This is a genomic window from Flexivirga sp., from assembly GCF_051955415.1.
Taxonomy (GTDB): domain Bacteria; phylum Actinomycetota; class Actinomycetes; order Actinomycetales; family Dermatophilaceae; genus Flexivirga.
Map to the genome: position 1 here is coordinate 1 of NZ_JBQCGS010000054.1, position 14,711 is coordinate 14,711.

A 14,711-nucleotide genomic window follows, 5' to 3' on the forward strand; every position below is an offset into this window, starting at 1 on the left:
CCCCCCCCACCACCCCGCGCGGGTCTTGGGCCCGTCCCCCGGGTTCGCTACCGACCCGGGCCCGTTGTGCGCGCCCCGCCGGGCGCCCGGGGCCCCCCCCACGACCGAGGCGTGCGGTGACTGCACCCGCGTGGTGATGGGTTCTCCGGTCGCCGGGCTCAGCGTCGACGAAGTCGTCGACGTCTCACCGGCCATCGCCGAGATCAACCGCCGGTATGTCGGTGACCCCGACCTGTCCAATCTGCCCCGCAAGTTCAAGACGTCCATCGCCTGGCTGCCCGACTCGGCGCCCGAGATCAACGACGTGGCGTTCGTCGGCGTGCAGCACCCACAGCTCGGTCCCGGCTTCGACCTGCAGGTGGGCGGTGGCCTGTCGACCAATCCGTTCCTCGCCGAGCGGCTGGGCGTGTTCGTGACACTCGAACAGTTGCCCGACGTGTGGGTCTCCGTCGTCCGGTTGTTCCGTGACTACGGCTATCGGCGTTCACGCAACCGGGCCCGGATGAAGTTCCTCGTCGCAGACTGGGGGACGGCGAAATACCGCGAGGTGCTGGAGACCGAATACCTCAAGACACCACTGCCGGACGGCCCGCCCGCACCGGTGCCCTCGCGCACCATGGACCACGTCGGCGTCAGCGAGCAGCGAGGCGGCGGGAAGTACGTCGGCTTCACGGCCGTCGCCGGCCGGGTCAGTGGCAGCACGCTCGCGGCGGTTGCCGATGCGGCCGAGGCGGCGGGATCGCGGCGGGTGCGCCTGACGCCCTACCAGAAACTGATCGTGGCGGACGTGCGTGACGACGCGGTCGAGGGGCTGATCAGTACTCTGGAACCGTTGGGACTCAGCGCGAAACCGACGCCCTGGCGCCGGACGATCATGGCGTGCACCGGCGTCGAATACTGCAAGCTCGCAATCGTCGAGACCAAGGAGCGCGCGCACCGGCTGCTGCCCGAGCTGGAACAGCGGCTCGCGGACATCGATCCGGGGCGGCCAATCTCGGTGCACCTCAACGGTAGTGCGAACTCCTGCGCTCGGGTGCAGGTCGCCGACATCGGCCTGAAGGGTCAGATCGTGACCGACCAGGACGGCAACCGGGTGGAGGGCTTCCAGGTGCATCTGGGCGGGCGTCTCGGCCAGCGGGCGGACTTCGGCCGGAAGCTGCGCGGCCACAAGGTGACATCTGCCGAACTCGGTGACTACATCGAACGGGTCGCGCGCAACTACGTCGCGCAACGCGCGGACGGCGAGAGCTTCTCGGACTGGGCGGTCCGTGCCGACGAGGAGTCCCTGCGATGACACTCGCCGAGGCCCGACTGCGGGAGCTGGCAACGGACGGCGCTGCGTCCCTTGCCGATGCGACCGCGGAGGAGATCATGCACTGGGCGGTCGACTCGGGACTGCGTCTCGCGGTCGCCGGATCGATGCAGGACACGGTGCTGGTGCATCTGGCCAGCACGGTCCTGCCCGGGGTCGAGGTGCTGTTCCTCGACACCGGCTACCACTTCCCGGAGACGCTGCAGACGCGCGACAGGGTGGCGGCGTCATACCGCGTGCACTTGCGGACGATCACGCCCCGCCAGACGGTGCCCGAGCAGGACGAGGAGCACGGTGTCGCGCTGCACGAGCGTGATCCGGACCTGTGCTGCGCGCTGCGCAAGACCCAGCCGCTGGACGAGGTGCTCGACGAATACGACGCCTGGGCAACAGGAATGCGCCGCGTCGAGTCCGAGTCACGGCGTGACACGCCGGTGGTGTCGTTCGACGAACGCCGCGACAAGATCAAGCTGGCACCGCTCGCGACCTGGACCGACGATGACGTCGCGGCATACATCGAGAAGCACCAGCTGATCAGCAATCCGCTTCTCGCACAGGGATATCCGTCCATCGGGTGCGCTCCGTGCACCCGGCGGGTGGCAGCAGGAGCCGACGCGCGTTCCGGCCGGTGGGCCGGCACCGACAAGACGGAGTGCGGAATACACCTATGAGTAGTAGCGGAAATGGTGCGGGCGCGACCATCTGGCTGACCGGGCTCTCCGGTGCCGGCAAGAGCACGATCGCCGAGGCGGTCGCGGCCGAGCTCACCGCACGCGGACATCGCGTTCAGATCCTCGATGGCGACGAACTGCGTACGAACCTGTCCGCCGGACTGGGCTTTTCGCGGGACGACCGCAACGCCCACGTCACTCGGGTGGGCTTCGTCGCAGAACTCCTCGCCCGGCACGGCGTCGTCGCCCTGGTGCCGGTCATCGCCCCGTATGCCGACGCCCGCGACGCCGTGCGTGCACACCATGCGACCCATGGCACGCCTTACCACGAGGTGTACGTCGCGACACCTCTGCAGGAATGCCGGCGGCGGGACGTGAAGGGGCTCTACGCCAAGGCAGCCGCGGGGGAGTTGACCGGCATGACCGGCATCGACGACCCCTACGAGCCGCCACTGCGACCCGATCTGACCATCGACACCGAGCAGGTGGATCTCGCCGACGCCGTGACCGTCGTCGGCACCCTGCTCAGTCCTATGAAGGAGTCAGCATGAGCGAGCGACCAATGAGCATCGGGTCAGATGCCGGAGTCCGAGGAACGAGGCGTCCGGCATGACGACCACCGCGCTGTCCGCGACCGACGTGTCGTTGCGTGAATTGGAGGCGGAGTCGATCGAGATCATCCGCGAGGTGATCGCCGAGTTCGACCGGCCGGCACTGTTGTTCAGCGGTGGCAAGGACTCGGCGGTCCTGTTGCACCTCGCTCGCAAGGCGATCGCTCCGGCGCCGCTCCCGATCACGCTGCTGCACGTCGACACGGGGCACAACCTGCCCGAGGTCATCGAGTTCCGCGATCGGGTGGTGGCCGACGGTGGTCACCGGCTCGTCGTCGCGGCCGTCGAGGAGTGGCTCGCGGACGGACGGTTGACCGAGCGGCCGGACGGCACGCGCAACCCACTGCAGACCGTGCCGCTGCTGGACACGATCGCGACACGGAAGTTCGATGCGTTGCTCGGTGGCGCGCGCCGGGACGAGGACCGTGCCCGCGCGAAGGAGCGCATCTTCTCGGTGCGCGACGCGTTCGGTGGCTGGGACCCGCGCAAGCAGCGTCCGGAGCTGTGGCGCATCTACAACGGCAAGCACGCGCCGGGGGAGCACACCCGGGTGTTCCCGATCTCGAACTGGACCGAGCTGGACGTCTGGCGCTACATCGAGGCCGAGGACGTCGCCCTGCCGAGCATCTATTACGCCCACGAGCGGCCGGTCTTCCACCGCGACGGGATGTGGCTCACTCCCGGTCCCTGGGGTGGGCCTCGAGAGGGAGAAACGCTGGAAACGTTGAGCGTTCGCTACCGCACGGTGGGCGACGGGTCGTGCACCGGCGCCGTGCTCAGCACCGCGACGACGGTGACGGAGGTGATCGAGGAGATCTCGGTCAGCACCCTCACCGAACGCGGCGCCACCCGGGCCGACGACCGACTGTCCGAGGCCGCCATGGAAGACCGTAAGCGGGAAGGCTACTTCTAGAGATGACGACCACCGAGACCACCACGGACAGGACGATCACCGATCGTGACCAGCTGCGCCTGGTCATCACCGGCTCGGTCGACGACGGCAAGAGCACCCTCGTCGGGAGGCTGTTGCACGACACGAAGTCGATCCTGGCGGACCAGTTCGAGGCGACGCTGCACGCGAGCCAGGGACGCGGCGCGACCGAGTTCGACTTCGCCCTGCTGACCGACGGCCTGCGCGCGGAGCGTGAGCAGGGCATCACGATCGATGTCGCATATCGCTACTTCGCAACGCCCCGAAGGAATTTCGTGCTCGCGGACACGCCAGGTCATGTGCAGTACACCCGCAATACGGTCACCGGCGCCTCCACTGCGGAGGCCGCCGTCGTGCTCATCGATGTGCGCAACGGTGTCTCCGCACAGACCCGCCGGCACGCCGCGGTGCTGTCCCTGCTGCGTGTCCCGCAGGTCGTCTTCGCGATCAACAAGATGGACGCGGTGGACTGGTCCGAGGACCGCTTCGCCGACGTCGCCGACGACGTGCGAGCGCTGGCGCAGCGCGTCGGGATCGAGGCCACTCACATCATCCCGATCAGTGCCCTCACCGGCGAGAACGTCGCCGTACCCGGACCCGATTGGTATGCCGGCCTACCGCTCCTCGACGTGCTGGAGACCCTGCCGCCGCGCGCAGCGGCGGACGACGAACCGTTCCGGCTGCCGGTGCAGCTGATCATCCGGCCACGGACGCCGGAGCACCCGGACTACCGGGGCCTGGCGGGTCGGGTCGCGTCCGGCACCGTCCGGGTCGGCGACACCGTCACGGCATACCCGAGCGGTCGCAGTTCGACCGTCGTGGGGATCGACGGCGTCACCGGCGAGGTCGACGCCGCCTCGATAGGGGCGTCCGTCACGATCCGGCTCGCCGACGAGTTGGACGTCGGTCGCGGCGAGGTGCTGACGACCGACCGACCCATTCACACGACCCAGCAGCTCGACGCGGTGGTGACCTGGCTCGACGAGCGCGCATCCGCGCCTCGGCAGCGGGTGCTGGTCAAGGCCGGCACGAAGACGACGCGGGCGTTGCTCGCGGCGCCGCACGCGGCGTGGCACGTGGACGACCTGCAGTGGCAGGACAACTCGGATCCGTTGGAGTTGAACGATATCGGCCGCATCCGGCTGCAACTCGCGGAGCCGGTCGCCGTGGACGATTACGCGCAGCAGCGCGCCACCGGTGCCTTCGTGGTGATCGATCCGGACACCGGCGCGACCCTCGCCGCGGGTCTGACCGGCTCCGAGCTCGGCGCTCTCGCCAACTGACCTCCCCGCCAACGCAAGGACTTCTGTCATGAGACCCACCCGCAAGGTGAGTGTGCTCACCGTGCCCGTCATCGCTGCGCTCGCGATCGCGTCGCTCAGCGGCTGCTCCCGAAGAGCGGACGCCGCCGACAGGACCGCCCCCGCGACGAATGGTGCCGGCACGCCGGCGACCCAGCTGCGCCTGGGCTATTTCCCGAACGTCACCCACGCGGTGCCGGTGCTCGGTGTCGCCGATGGCGAGTTCGCCCAGGAGCTCGGCAGCACCAAGCTCACGACCCAGACGTTCAACGCCGGGCCGGCCGCCACCGAGGCATTGTTGGGGGGCTCGGTCGATGCGGTCTATCTGGGACCGAACCCGGCCATCAACGCCTTCGCCAGGACCGGTGGCAAGGACGTACGGATCGTCGCGGGTGGTGCCTCCGGGGGCGCCGCACTGGTGGTGAAGCCGGGGATCACGTCCGTGTCCCAGCTCGCCGGGAAGACGCTCGCGTCACCACAATTGGCGAACACGCAGGACGTCGCGCTGAAGTACTTCCTGAAGAAGAACGGGTTCACCGTCAACGGCAGCGGCGCGAAGAACGTCGACGTCGTCGCGCAGGACAACTCGCAGAGTCTGCAACTGTTCCGGCAGGGGCGCATCGACGGGGCATGGCTGCCCGAGCCGTGGGCCACCCGACTGGTCGAGCAGGGCGGCGGCAAGGTGCTGGTCGACGAGAAGAGCCAGTGGCCGAAGGGCCGGTTCATCACCACGAACCTGCTCGTGTCGACCACGTTCCTGACCCAGCACCCGCAGACCGTCCGCGCCCTGATCACCGCACAGATCAAGACAGCGCAGCGGATCACGACCGACCCGGCCGGCTCGGCGCAACAGATCGACGCAGCGCTGACGAAGCTCAACGGCAAGGCATTGCCGGCCGGTGTCACGGCCGAGGCGCTGCGCAACCTCACACCCGGCTGGAACCCGTATGCCGCGTCGCTCGCGGCAACCGCGCAGCACGCGGAGTCGATCGGGTTGCTCAAGCAGACCGACCTGCACGGCATCTACGACCTGTCGATCCTCAACCGTGTGCTGAAATCGCAACATCTGCACACGGTTCCGGACGCCGGACTGGGTCAGGAGACGCGATGACCGAGACCCTCACTCTGGAACGGCCCGAGCGCCAGGACGCACCGCGATCACGCGTCGAGGTGCGCGCGGTGCGCAAGGAGTTCCGTCAGCGCGACCGAGTCGTGACCGCCCTCGACGGCGTGGACTTGAGCGTCGCCCCCGGCGAATTCGTGACGATCGTCGGTGCGTCCGGCTGCGGCAAATCCACCCTGCTGCAGCTGATCGCCGGTCTCGACCGGCCCACGTCCGGAACCGTCCGCGCCTCGGAACGCCCGGCCCTGATGTTCCAGGAGTCCGCACTCTTCCCCTGGCTGACGGCGCGCGGCAACATCGAGTTGGCGCTCAAGCTCGGCAGGACGCCGAAATCCGGACGCAGCGGCCGCGCTCAGGAGCTGCTCGACCTCGTGCGCCTGGGTGCCGCGGGTGACCGGCGGGTCCATGAGCTGTCCGGTGGGCAGCGGCAGCGGATCGCGTTGGCCCGCAGTCTCGCTCAGGGTTCACGCCTGCTGCTGATGGACGAGCCGTTCGCCGCGCTCGACGCGATCACCCGCGACGTGCTGCACGAGGAACTGACGCAGCTGTGGCAGGAGACCGACCTGAGCGTGGTCTTCGTGACACACAACGTGCGCGAGGCTGTCCGCCTCGGCCAGCGCGTCGTCCTCTTGTCGTCGCGGCCCGGTCGGGTGCTGCGCACCTGGGACGTCGATCTGCCGGCCGGCCGATCCCACCAGGAAGCCCCGGTGATGGAGCTCGCGGCCGAGATCACCGCCTCCCTGCGCACCGAGATCGGTCGCCATGCCGGTGCGTGAAGAAGGTCGCGCGACCGAGGACTTCGCGCGGATCAGCGATGGTCTGGACGCCTTGGAGGAGGGTCGGCCGCCCCGGCGGCGCGTCGATCCGGTGGCCGTGGTCGCGCCGATCGTGGTCGTCATCGCGTTCGTCGGCATCTGGCAGGCGGTGTGGGCGTCTGCGGTCAAACCGGAGTACGTCATACCTGCGCCGTCCACGGTGGGGCACCAGCTGTGGCGCATGATCGCCGACGGCACCGCCTGGTCGGCGACCTGGACCAGTCTGCGCCGCGGCGTCGCCGGCTTCGTGCTGGCCTTGCTGATCGGCACCGCGCTCGGCCTGCTGATCAGTCAGATCTCCTTCCTGCGCAAGGGCCTCCGGCCCATCCTGGCTGCACTGCAGGCGATGCCGTCGGTGGCGTGGGTGCCGTTCGCGGTCCTGCTGGTGGGACTCAGCCCGTCCGCGATGTACTTCGTCATCCTGCTGGGGGCGGTGCCCTCGATCGCGAACGGACTCATCGGCGGCCTCGACCAGACACCGCCGATCCTGCGGCGCGCCGGCACCGTGCTGGGCGCCCGCGGCCTCGCACTCGTGCGGCACGTGCTCGTGCCGGCCGCGCTGCCGGCCTACCTGACCGGGCTGAAGCAGGGATGGGCGTTCTCCTGGCGGTCCTTGATGGCGGCGGAGCTGATCGTCAACAGCCCGGAGCTCGGCACCGGGCTCGGCCAGCTGATGCAGAACGGCCGCAACCTCAGCGACATGCCGACCGTCGTCTGCGTGATGATCCTGATCCTGGTGGTCGGTGTCGTTGTCGAGCTCGGCGTCTTCGCACCCATCGAGCGCAAGGTGCTGCGCGACCGCGGCCTCGCGCCGGCCGGCAGCTGACCTGGTCGATCCCCAGGGTGCCGAGCGCGGCTCAGGCCGCGCGATCGGCATTCTCGGCGGGGCAGAGCGGACTGCGTGTCGCGCCCGCCCAGGACCACCTGCGCTGCACGGTAGGGTGAGCACTCCACTCGAGAACAGCAGGAGCGCGTCAGGAATGAGCGAGAAACCATCCGCCCGGACGGAACGCATCTGCGCAGATCTCGCCCAGGTCCTCGCGCCGCTGGGACTCGTGATCGAGGACATCACCGTGATGCCCGCGGGCAAGCGCCGATTGGTGCGCGTCCTGGTCGATCGTGACCTTCCCGCGCCGACCGACCCGACAGCCGTCGTGCCCTCGCTGGACCTGGATCAGGTGGCCGAGGCGACCCGGGTGGTCAGTGACCGGCTGGACGAGACCGACGCGATGGGGGAGCAGCCCTACGTTCTCGAGGTGAGTTCACCCGGCACCGACCGTCCACTGACTCAGCCGCGACACTTCCGGCGCAACGTCGGCCGCCTCGTCGAGGTGACGGTTCCCGAACAGTCACCGGTCACCGGCCGCATCACGCGGGCCGACGACGAGGGCTTCACTCTCGCGGTCGGTGGCGACCGCAAGGCTCCCGCCACCGAGCAGTCTTTCTCGTATGACGACGGCCTGCGCGCTGCAGTGCAGGTCGAGTTCAACCGCAGCAGCGACCCAGAAGGAGACGACCACTGATGGACATCGACATGGCCGCGTTGCGCGCGCTCGAGCGCGAGCGGGACATCCCGATGGACGTGATCGTGCCCGCCATCGAGCAGGCACTGCTGACGGCATACCACCGCGAGGACGGCACTTATCGCACCGCCCGGGTCGAACTCGACCGCAAGAGCGGGCACGTGGTCGTGTGGGCGCGCGAGGACGCCCCGGTGGACGATGAAGGCAACCGCGGCGAACCCGGGCCCGAGTTCGACGACACACCGAGCGACTTCGGCCGCGTCGCGGCGGCGACCGCCCGCCAGGTGATCGTGCAGCGCATGCGCGACGTCGAGGACGAGGCGATCCTGGGCGACTTCCGCGGCCGTGAGGGCGACGTCGTCGCCGGCGTCATCCAGCAGTCCAGCGACCCGCACGCGGTGCACGTCGACTTCGGCACCGTCGAGGGTCTGCTCCCGTCCGCCGAGCAGGTGCCCGGCGAGCGCTACGTCCACGGCGAGCGGCTGCGCGCGTATGTCGTGAGCGTCAAGCGCGGTCCCAAGGGTCCGCAGATCCTGCTCTCCCGCAAGCACCCCAACCTGGTCCGCAAGCTGTTCGCCCTCGAGGTCCCCGAGATCGCCGACGGGACCGTGGAGATCTCCGCGCTGGCGCGGGAGGCCGGACATCGCAGCAAGATCGCGGTCCGCGGCAAGCAGCCGGGCGTCAACGCCAAGGGTGCCTGCATCGGCCCGATGGGTTCTCGCGTGCGCGCGGTGATGACCGAACTGCGGGGGGAGAAGATCGACATCGTCGACTTCTCCGACGACCCGGCGGAATTCATCGCCGCGGCCCTGTCGCCCTCACGGGTGGAGTCGGTCGAGATCATCGATGACCGTGCCCGCTCGGCCCGTGTCGTGGTCCCCGACTTCCAGCTCAGCCTGGCGATCGGCAAGGAGGGCCAGAACGCCCGGTTGGCGGCCAAGCTGACCGGCTGGCGGATCGACATCCGGCCGGACACCGACGGGCCCGGCGATGCCGGGGCATCCGACTGACTGCGGTAGGCTGGTGGTGAGCGGTCGCACGCGAGGCCGCCGCAACCCACCTGTTCCCGCGACCGGGCACGCGGGGTTGCGGACCTGTGTGGGGTGCCGGACTCGCGACGAACGATCAGCATTGCTACGGGTGGTCGCACTCGTCGGGAATGACGCGGAGCAACCCACGGTTGCGCTGGTCGTGCCCGACACGCGCGGCCGGCTGCCGGGTCGAGGGGCCTGGTTGCATCCTCGGCTGGACTGCCTCGACAAGGCGGACCAGCGGCGAGCCCTTCCTCGTGCGTTACGGATCACCACTGCGGTGGACCTGACGCGGGTCCGGGAGTGGATCGCCGGGCAGTGACGCCCGTCATACAACCGGTATGACGAGTGGACCGTGAGCGGAGACGTTCACGCAGCAACATCGACCGAAGGCGGGTTTTGACGCTGATGAGCACCCGATGAGTACTCAGCGATGAAGCACCCAAACTGGCGGTTCGTGCTGCCCGGCTGACCTGGCCGGCCGACCCGGACCGCCGCAATCCGACAAGGAGAAGTGTGGCTAAGGTTCGGGTTCATGAGCTCGCGAAAGAGCTCGGAATGCCAAGCAAGGATCTGCTTGCCTACCTGAAGGAGCAGGGCGAGTTCGTCAAGACGGCGAGCTCCACCATCGAGGCTCCGGTGGTTCGCAAGATCAAGGAGAACCCTCCCGCCGGCGCTCAGTCCGGCGATGGAGCGACTGCGAAGAAAGCTCCGGCGAAGAAGGCTGCCCCGACGCCGCCGACCGCCGAGAAATCGACCTCGACGACCACGACGAGCGCTCCGGCTGCGCCGGCGCCCAAGGCTGCACCCCAGCCCGGCCCCAAGCCGGGTCCTCAGGCAGCGCCGAAACCGGCCGCCGAGGCACCCGCGGCGAAGCAGGCCGCACCGGCGCCTGCACCGGCCGCCAAACCTGGCGCGCCGGCTCCGTCCGCACCGGCTCCGTCCGCCCCGGCGGCCCGCAACGCGGGACCGCGCCCGGCTGCTCCGGGTCCGCGTACGGACCGTCAGCAGGGCGCACAGCGTTCGGGTGGCGGGCGCGGTGGCGCACCGCGTCCGGGAGCGCCGCGTCCGGGTAACAACCCGTTCTCGTCCAGCCAGGGCATGCGCTCGGGCGGACCGGCGCGTCCCGGCAACAACCCCTTCGCGCCCAGCCAGGGTATGCCGCGTCCGGCCTCCGGCCGTGGCGGTGCCGGTGGTGCGGCCGGTCCGCGCCCGGGCGCTCCGCGTCCCGGTGGCACCGGTGCCGGCGGGCCTCGTCCGGCGGCGCCGCGACCCGGCGCTCCGCGTCCGAACCCGGGGATGATGCCCGACCGTGCGGCGGTTCGCCCCGGCGAGCGGCCGGCCCGAGGCCGTGGCGGTCCCGGCGGTGGCCCCGGCGCCGGCCGTGGCGGCGGGTTCCGACCCGGTGGCCGGGGTCCCGGTGGCCGCGGTGGCACCCAGGGTGCCTTCGGACGAGGCGGCGGAAAGGTCCGCGGCCGCAAGTCCAAGCGCGCCAAGCGTCAAGAGTTCGAGCAGATGCAGGCACCCACCATCGGTGGTGTGCAGGTGCCGCGCGGCGACGGTTCGACCGTGGTGCGGATGCGCCGCGGCGCGTCGCTGACCGACTTCGCCGACCGGATCGACGCCAATCCCGCGTCGCTGGTGACCGTGCTCTTCCACCTCGGTGAGATGGCCACGGCGACCCAGTCGCTGGACGAGGACACCTTCGCGCTGCTCGGCTCGGAGCTCGGCTACGACATCCAGATCGTCTCGCCGGAGGAAGAGGAGAAGGAGCTGTTCAACTCCTTCAACATCGACCTCGAGGCCGAGGAGGACGACGACGACCTCAAGCCGCGTCCGCCGGTGGTGACCGTCATGGGTCACGTCGACCACGGTAAGACCCGACTGCTGGACGCCATCCGGCACGCGGACGTGCAGTCCGGTGAGGCCGGCGGCATCACCCAGCACATCGGTGCCTACCAGGTGCATGTCGAGCACGAGGACAAGGACCGCGCGATCACCTTCATCGACACCCCGGGTCACGAGGCGTTCACCGCCATGCGTGCCCGTGGTGCCAAGGTGACCGACATCGCGATCCTGGTCGTCGCGGCCGACGACGGCGTCATGCCGCAGACGGTGGAGGCGCTCAACCACGCGCAGGCCGCCGATCTGCCGATCGTCGTGGCCGTCAACAAGGTCGACGTCGAGGGCGCCAACCCCGACAAGGTGCGCCAGCAGCTGACCGAATACAACCTGATCGCCGAGGAGTACGGCGGCGACACCATGTTCGTCGAGGTCTCGGCCAAGCAGGGCACCAACATCGACGGACTGCTGGAAGCGGTGCTGCTGACGGCGGACGCCGCACTGGACCTGCGCGCCAACCCCGACCGGGACGCCCAGGGTGTCGCGATCGAGGCCAACCTGGACCGCGGTCGCGGTGCGGTCGCCACGGTGCTGGTGCAGCAGGGCACGCTGCGGGTCGGAGACGGCATCGTTGCCGGCACCGCGCACGGACGTGTCCGGGCGATGCTCGACGAGCACGGCAACAACGTCGACGAGGCCACCCCGTCCCGTCCGGTCCAGGTGACCGGTCTGGCGTCGGTCCCCCGCGCCGGTGACACCTTCGTGGTGGCTCCCGACGACCGCACCGCTCGGCAGATCGCCGAGAAGCGTGAGGCGGCCGACCGGCAGGCCGCCCTGGCCAAGGTCCGCAAGCGGATCAGCCTGGAGGACCTCAACCAGCAGCTCGAGGCCGGCAAGATCGAGACGCTCAACCTCATCCTCAAGGGCGACGTGTCCGGTTCGGTCGAGGCGCTCGAGGATGCGTTGCTGCAGATCGACGTCGGCGACGACGTGGACCTGCGGATCATCGACCGCGGCGTCGGTGCCATCACGATGAACAACATCAACCTTGCGGTCGCCTCGGACGCGGTGATCATCGGCTTCAACGTGCGAGCCGAGGGTCAGAACGCCGAATACGCCGACAAGGAAGGCGTGGAGATCCGCTACTACTCGGTGATCTACCAGGCCATCGAGGAGATCGAGCAGGCGCTGAAGGGCATGCTGAAGCCGGAGTTCGAGGAGGTCGAGCTCGGCACCGCGGAGATCCGCGAGATCTTCCGGTCCAGCAAGTTCGGCAACATCGCCGGTTCGATCGTCCGGTCCGGCGAGATCAAGCGTGGCTCGAAGGCGCGGATCACCCGCGACGGCAAGGTCGTGTCCGAGAACGTCGAGGTCGCCGGGCTGCGGCGCTTCAAGGATGACGTCACCGAGGTCCGCGAGGGCTTCGAGTGCGGTATCAACCTCGGCTCGTACAACGACCTGCAGGTCGGTGACCTGATCGCCACCTACGAGATGCGCGAGAAGCCCCGCGACTGAGCCGGTCGCTGACCGAGAGGACTACCTCGTGACCGAGGGGAGTACGGAATCTGCATGATTTCGTACTCCCCTCGGTCCGTTGGTGCTCCTCGCGGTCGAGCTGCGACTGCGGTCAGGACATGCCAGGGTGGGCGTATGCGATTCGGACTGGTCGGCACCGGCTACTGGGCACGGCAGACGCACGGCCCCGGCATACAGGCATCCGGCCAGGAGCTGGTGGGCGTGTGGGGTCGCGATCCCGCCAAGACCGCGCAGGTGGCGCAGGCTCTCGGCGTACGCGCGTTGGGCTCGTATGCCGAGCTGCTGGACGCCGTCGATGCCGTGACGTATGCCGTCCCGCCCGACGTGCAGGCGCCGCTCGCGCTGGATGCGGCGCGGGCGGGCAAGCACCTGCTGCTCGACAAGCCGGTCGCGCTCGACGCGGCCGTCGCGCGGGAGCTGCGGGACGCGGCGCGGGCCTCGGGTTCACGTGCCGTGGTGTTCTTCACTGCGCGCTACACGGCCGAAACCCGTTCCTGGCTGGCCGAACTCGCGTCGATCGGCGGTTGGCGGGGATCCTGGACCGAATGGGTCGTGGCCAACCAGCGACCCGACAGTCCCTACAAGGACTCGCCCTGGCGACAGCGCGAAGGCGCTCTCTGGGACATCGGGCCGCACCTGCTGGCGACGCTGACCGCGGCCCTCGGGCCGGTGCGCTCGGTGGTCGCAGTGGCGGGCGTCGGCGACGCCGTGCATCTGACGCTGGTCCACGACTCGGGTGCCGTCAGCACCGCGACGCTCGCGCTGTGGGGACCTCCTGCGGCATACACCTGGGGCATGCGGGTCTGGGGAGAGTCGGGCGTGAGCCCGGCGCCGCCGGCGGCGACGACCGCCGACGCCGCTCTCGCGACGGCCGCCGACGAACTGGCCGCCACTGCGTCCGACGGCGTCGAGCACCAGCTCGGTCTCGAGTTCGGCGTTGCGGTCGTGGAGCTGTTGGTCGACGCTGCGGCGCAACTGGCTCGTGGCCAGTGTGCTGCACCGTGACTGCGGATTGATCTGAGGTTCAGTCGCCTGTCGCGTCATTCATCGTCAGAACGACCTTGCCGAAGTTGTCGCCGGCAGCCAGGCGTGCGAAGGCATCTCGGGCCTCGGACAGCGGGAGTGCCTGATCCACGACCGGCGTGATGCCCTCGCGGGCAACGAAGTCGACCAGGCGACGCAACTCCGAGATTGAACCCATCGTCGAGCCGATCACGCGCAGTTGCTTGAAGAAGATCTTGGTCAGCTCCGCCTTCGCCGGTGCATCGCCGGACGTCGCGCCGCAGATGACGATGGTGCCGCCGGGCTTGAGTGAGTTGACCGAATGACTCCAGGTCGCCGCACCGACCGACTCCATGACGGCGGTGACCCGATCGGGCAGGCGTTCGCCGCTGGCGAACGCGCGGTCGGCGCCGAGTTCGACGGCCCGCGCGCCGCGCTGCTCGTCCCGTGAGGTCACCCACATGCGTAGGCCTGCTGCCGAGCCCAGTTGCACCAGCGCGGTCGAGACGCCGCCGCCGGCGCCTTGGACCAGCACGGTGTCGCCGGGGGAGACGCCGGCGTTGCTGAAGAGCATCCGGTATGCCGTCAGCCACGCCGTCGAGAGGCAGCCGGCGAGTTCCCAGGACATCGACTCCGGTTTCGGCACCAGGTTGGCGGTCGGCACGACGACCTGCTCGGCGAGTGTGCCGTCATACAACTCCGACAACAAGGTGCGCCGCGGATCGAGTGTCTCGTCGCCGGACCACCCCGGGCTCGGGACGACACTGTGCAGAATGACTTCGCGACCCTCGTCGGTGACGCCGGCACCATCGCAGCCGAGGATCATCGGCAGCTTGTCCTCGCCGAGGCCGACCCCCTGCAACGACCAGAGGTCGTGCCGGTTGAGCGCGGCGGCACGCAGGTGCACCCGGGACCAGCCGTCGGGCACCTGCGGATCGGGTCGTGGGCCGACCTCCCGCGCGCTGAGCGGATCGGCACGGGCGAGTCGGGCGGCGTAGGCGGCGAGCATGTCC

The 14,711-nt window shown here is 69.5% G+C and carries 14 protein-coding genes; 13 read left to right on the plus strand and 1 reads right to left on the minus strand.

All coding sequences use genetic code 11. The features are described from left to right. Positions 1–64: 64 nt before the first annotated feature. The 13 genes from ACTHL4_RS09270 to ACTHL4_RS09330 all read left to right on the plus strand — a co-directional run bounded on the left by ACTHL4_RS09270 (position 65) and on the right by ACTHL4_RS09330 (position 13,701). Complete coding sequence (locus ACTHL4_RS09270) at positions 65–1,294, plus strand: nitrite/sulfite reductase (RefSeq protein ID WP_440282498.1); 1,230 nt, start codon at positions 65–67, stop codon at positions 1,292–1,294. Next, positions 1,291–1,983: a phosphoadenylyl-sulfate reductase gene (locus ACTHL4_RS09275; protein WP_440282467.1), complete on the plus strand. Its 693-nt coding sequence runs from the start codon at positions 1,291–1,293 to the stop codon at positions 1,981–1,983. Before ACTHL4_RS09270 ends, ACTHL4_RS09275 begins: the two co-directional genes overlap by 4 nt. Continuing rightward, positions 1,980–2,534: an adenylyl-sulfate kinase gene (cysC, locus tag ACTHL4_RS09280; RefSeq protein ID WP_440282468.1), complete on the plus strand. Its 555-nt coding sequence runs from the start codon at positions 1,980–1,982 to the stop codon at positions 2,532–2,534. The genes ACTHL4_RS09275 and cysC overlap by 4 nt, the downstream gene beginning before the upstream one ends. Positions 2,535–2,592: 58 nt before the next feature. Next, on the plus strand, positions 2,593–3,507 hold the full coding sequence (cysD, locus tag ACTHL4_RS09285; RefSeq protein ID WP_440282469.1) for a sulfate adenylyltransferase subunit CysD: 915 nt from the start codon (positions 2,593–2,595) through the stop codon (positions 3,505–3,507). Between the two features lie 2 nt (positions 3,508–3,509). Continuing rightward, on the plus strand, positions 3,510–4,808 hold the full coding sequence (locus ACTHL4_RS09290) for a sulfate adenylyltransferase subunit 1 (RefSeq protein ID WP_440282470.1): 1,299 nt from the start codon (positions 3,510–3,512) through the stop codon (positions 4,806–4,808). 28 nt (positions 4,809–4,836) lie between these two features. After that, a complete protein-coding gene (locus ACTHL4_RS09295) occupies positions 4,837–5,937 on the plus strand; it encodes an ABC transporter substrate-binding protein (protein ID WP_440282471.1) in 1,101 nt (366 codons plus the stop codon). Further along, complete coding sequence (locus ACTHL4_RS09300) at positions 5,934–6,725, plus strand: ABC transporter ATP-binding protein (RefSeq protein WP_440282472.1); 792 nt, start codon at positions 5,934–5,936, stop codon at positions 6,723–6,725. The genes ACTHL4_RS09295 and ACTHL4_RS09300 overlap by 4 nt, the downstream gene beginning before the upstream one ends. Further along, on the plus strand, positions 6,712–7,590 hold the full coding sequence (locus ACTHL4_RS09305) for an ABC transporter permease (protein WP_440282473.1): 879 nt from the start codon (positions 6,712–6,714) through the stop codon (positions 7,588–7,590). The genes ACTHL4_RS09300 and ACTHL4_RS09305 overlap by 14 nt, the downstream gene beginning before the upstream one ends. Before the next feature lie 154 nt (positions 7,591–7,744). After that, the gene (gene rimP, locus ACTHL4_RS09310; RefSeq protein ID WP_440282474.1) at positions 7,745–8,287 is read left to right on the plus strand and encodes a ribosome maturation factor RimP; all 543 of its coding nucleotides are present in this window, start codon (positions 7,745–7,747) and stop codon (positions 8,285–8,287) included. Beyond that, entirely contained in the window at positions 8,287–9,297 is a 1,011-nt protein-coding gene (nusA, locus tag ACTHL4_RS09315) for a transcription termination factor NusA (RefSeq protein ID WP_440282475.1), read from the plus strand. The genes rimP and nusA overlap by 1 nt, the downstream gene beginning before the upstream one ends. After that, complete coding sequence (locus ACTHL4_RS09320; protein WP_440282476.1) at positions 9,278–9,640, plus strand: YlxR family protein; 363 nt, start codon at positions 9,278–9,280, stop codon at positions 9,638–9,640. The genes nusA and ACTHL4_RS09320 overlap by 20 nt, the downstream gene beginning before the upstream one ends. A 194-nt stretch (positions 9,641–9,834) precedes the next feature. Beyond that, positions 9,835–12,675: a translation initiation factor IF-2 gene (infB, locus tag ACTHL4_RS09325; RefSeq protein ID WP_440282477.1), complete on the plus strand. Its 2,841-nt coding sequence runs from the start codon at positions 9,835–9,837 to the stop codon at positions 12,673–12,675. Positions 12,676–12,810: 135 nt separating this feature from the next. Further along, entirely contained in the window at positions 12,811–13,701 is an 891-nt protein-coding gene (locus tag ACTHL4_RS09330; protein WP_440282478.1) for a Gfo/Idh/MocA family protein, read from the plus strand. A 19-nt stretch (positions 13,702–13,720) separates the two neighbouring features. Here the strand turns inward: ACTHL4_RS09330 and ACTHL4_RS09335 are convergent, their stop codons facing one another. Beyond that, the gene (locus tag ACTHL4_RS09335; protein ID WP_440282479.1) at positions 13,721–14,707 is read right to left on the minus strand and encodes a zinc-binding dehydrogenase; all 987 of its coding nucleotides are present in this window, start codon (positions 14,705–14,707) and stop codon (positions 13,721–13,723) included. Positions 14,708–14,711 lie beyond the last annotated feature (4 nt).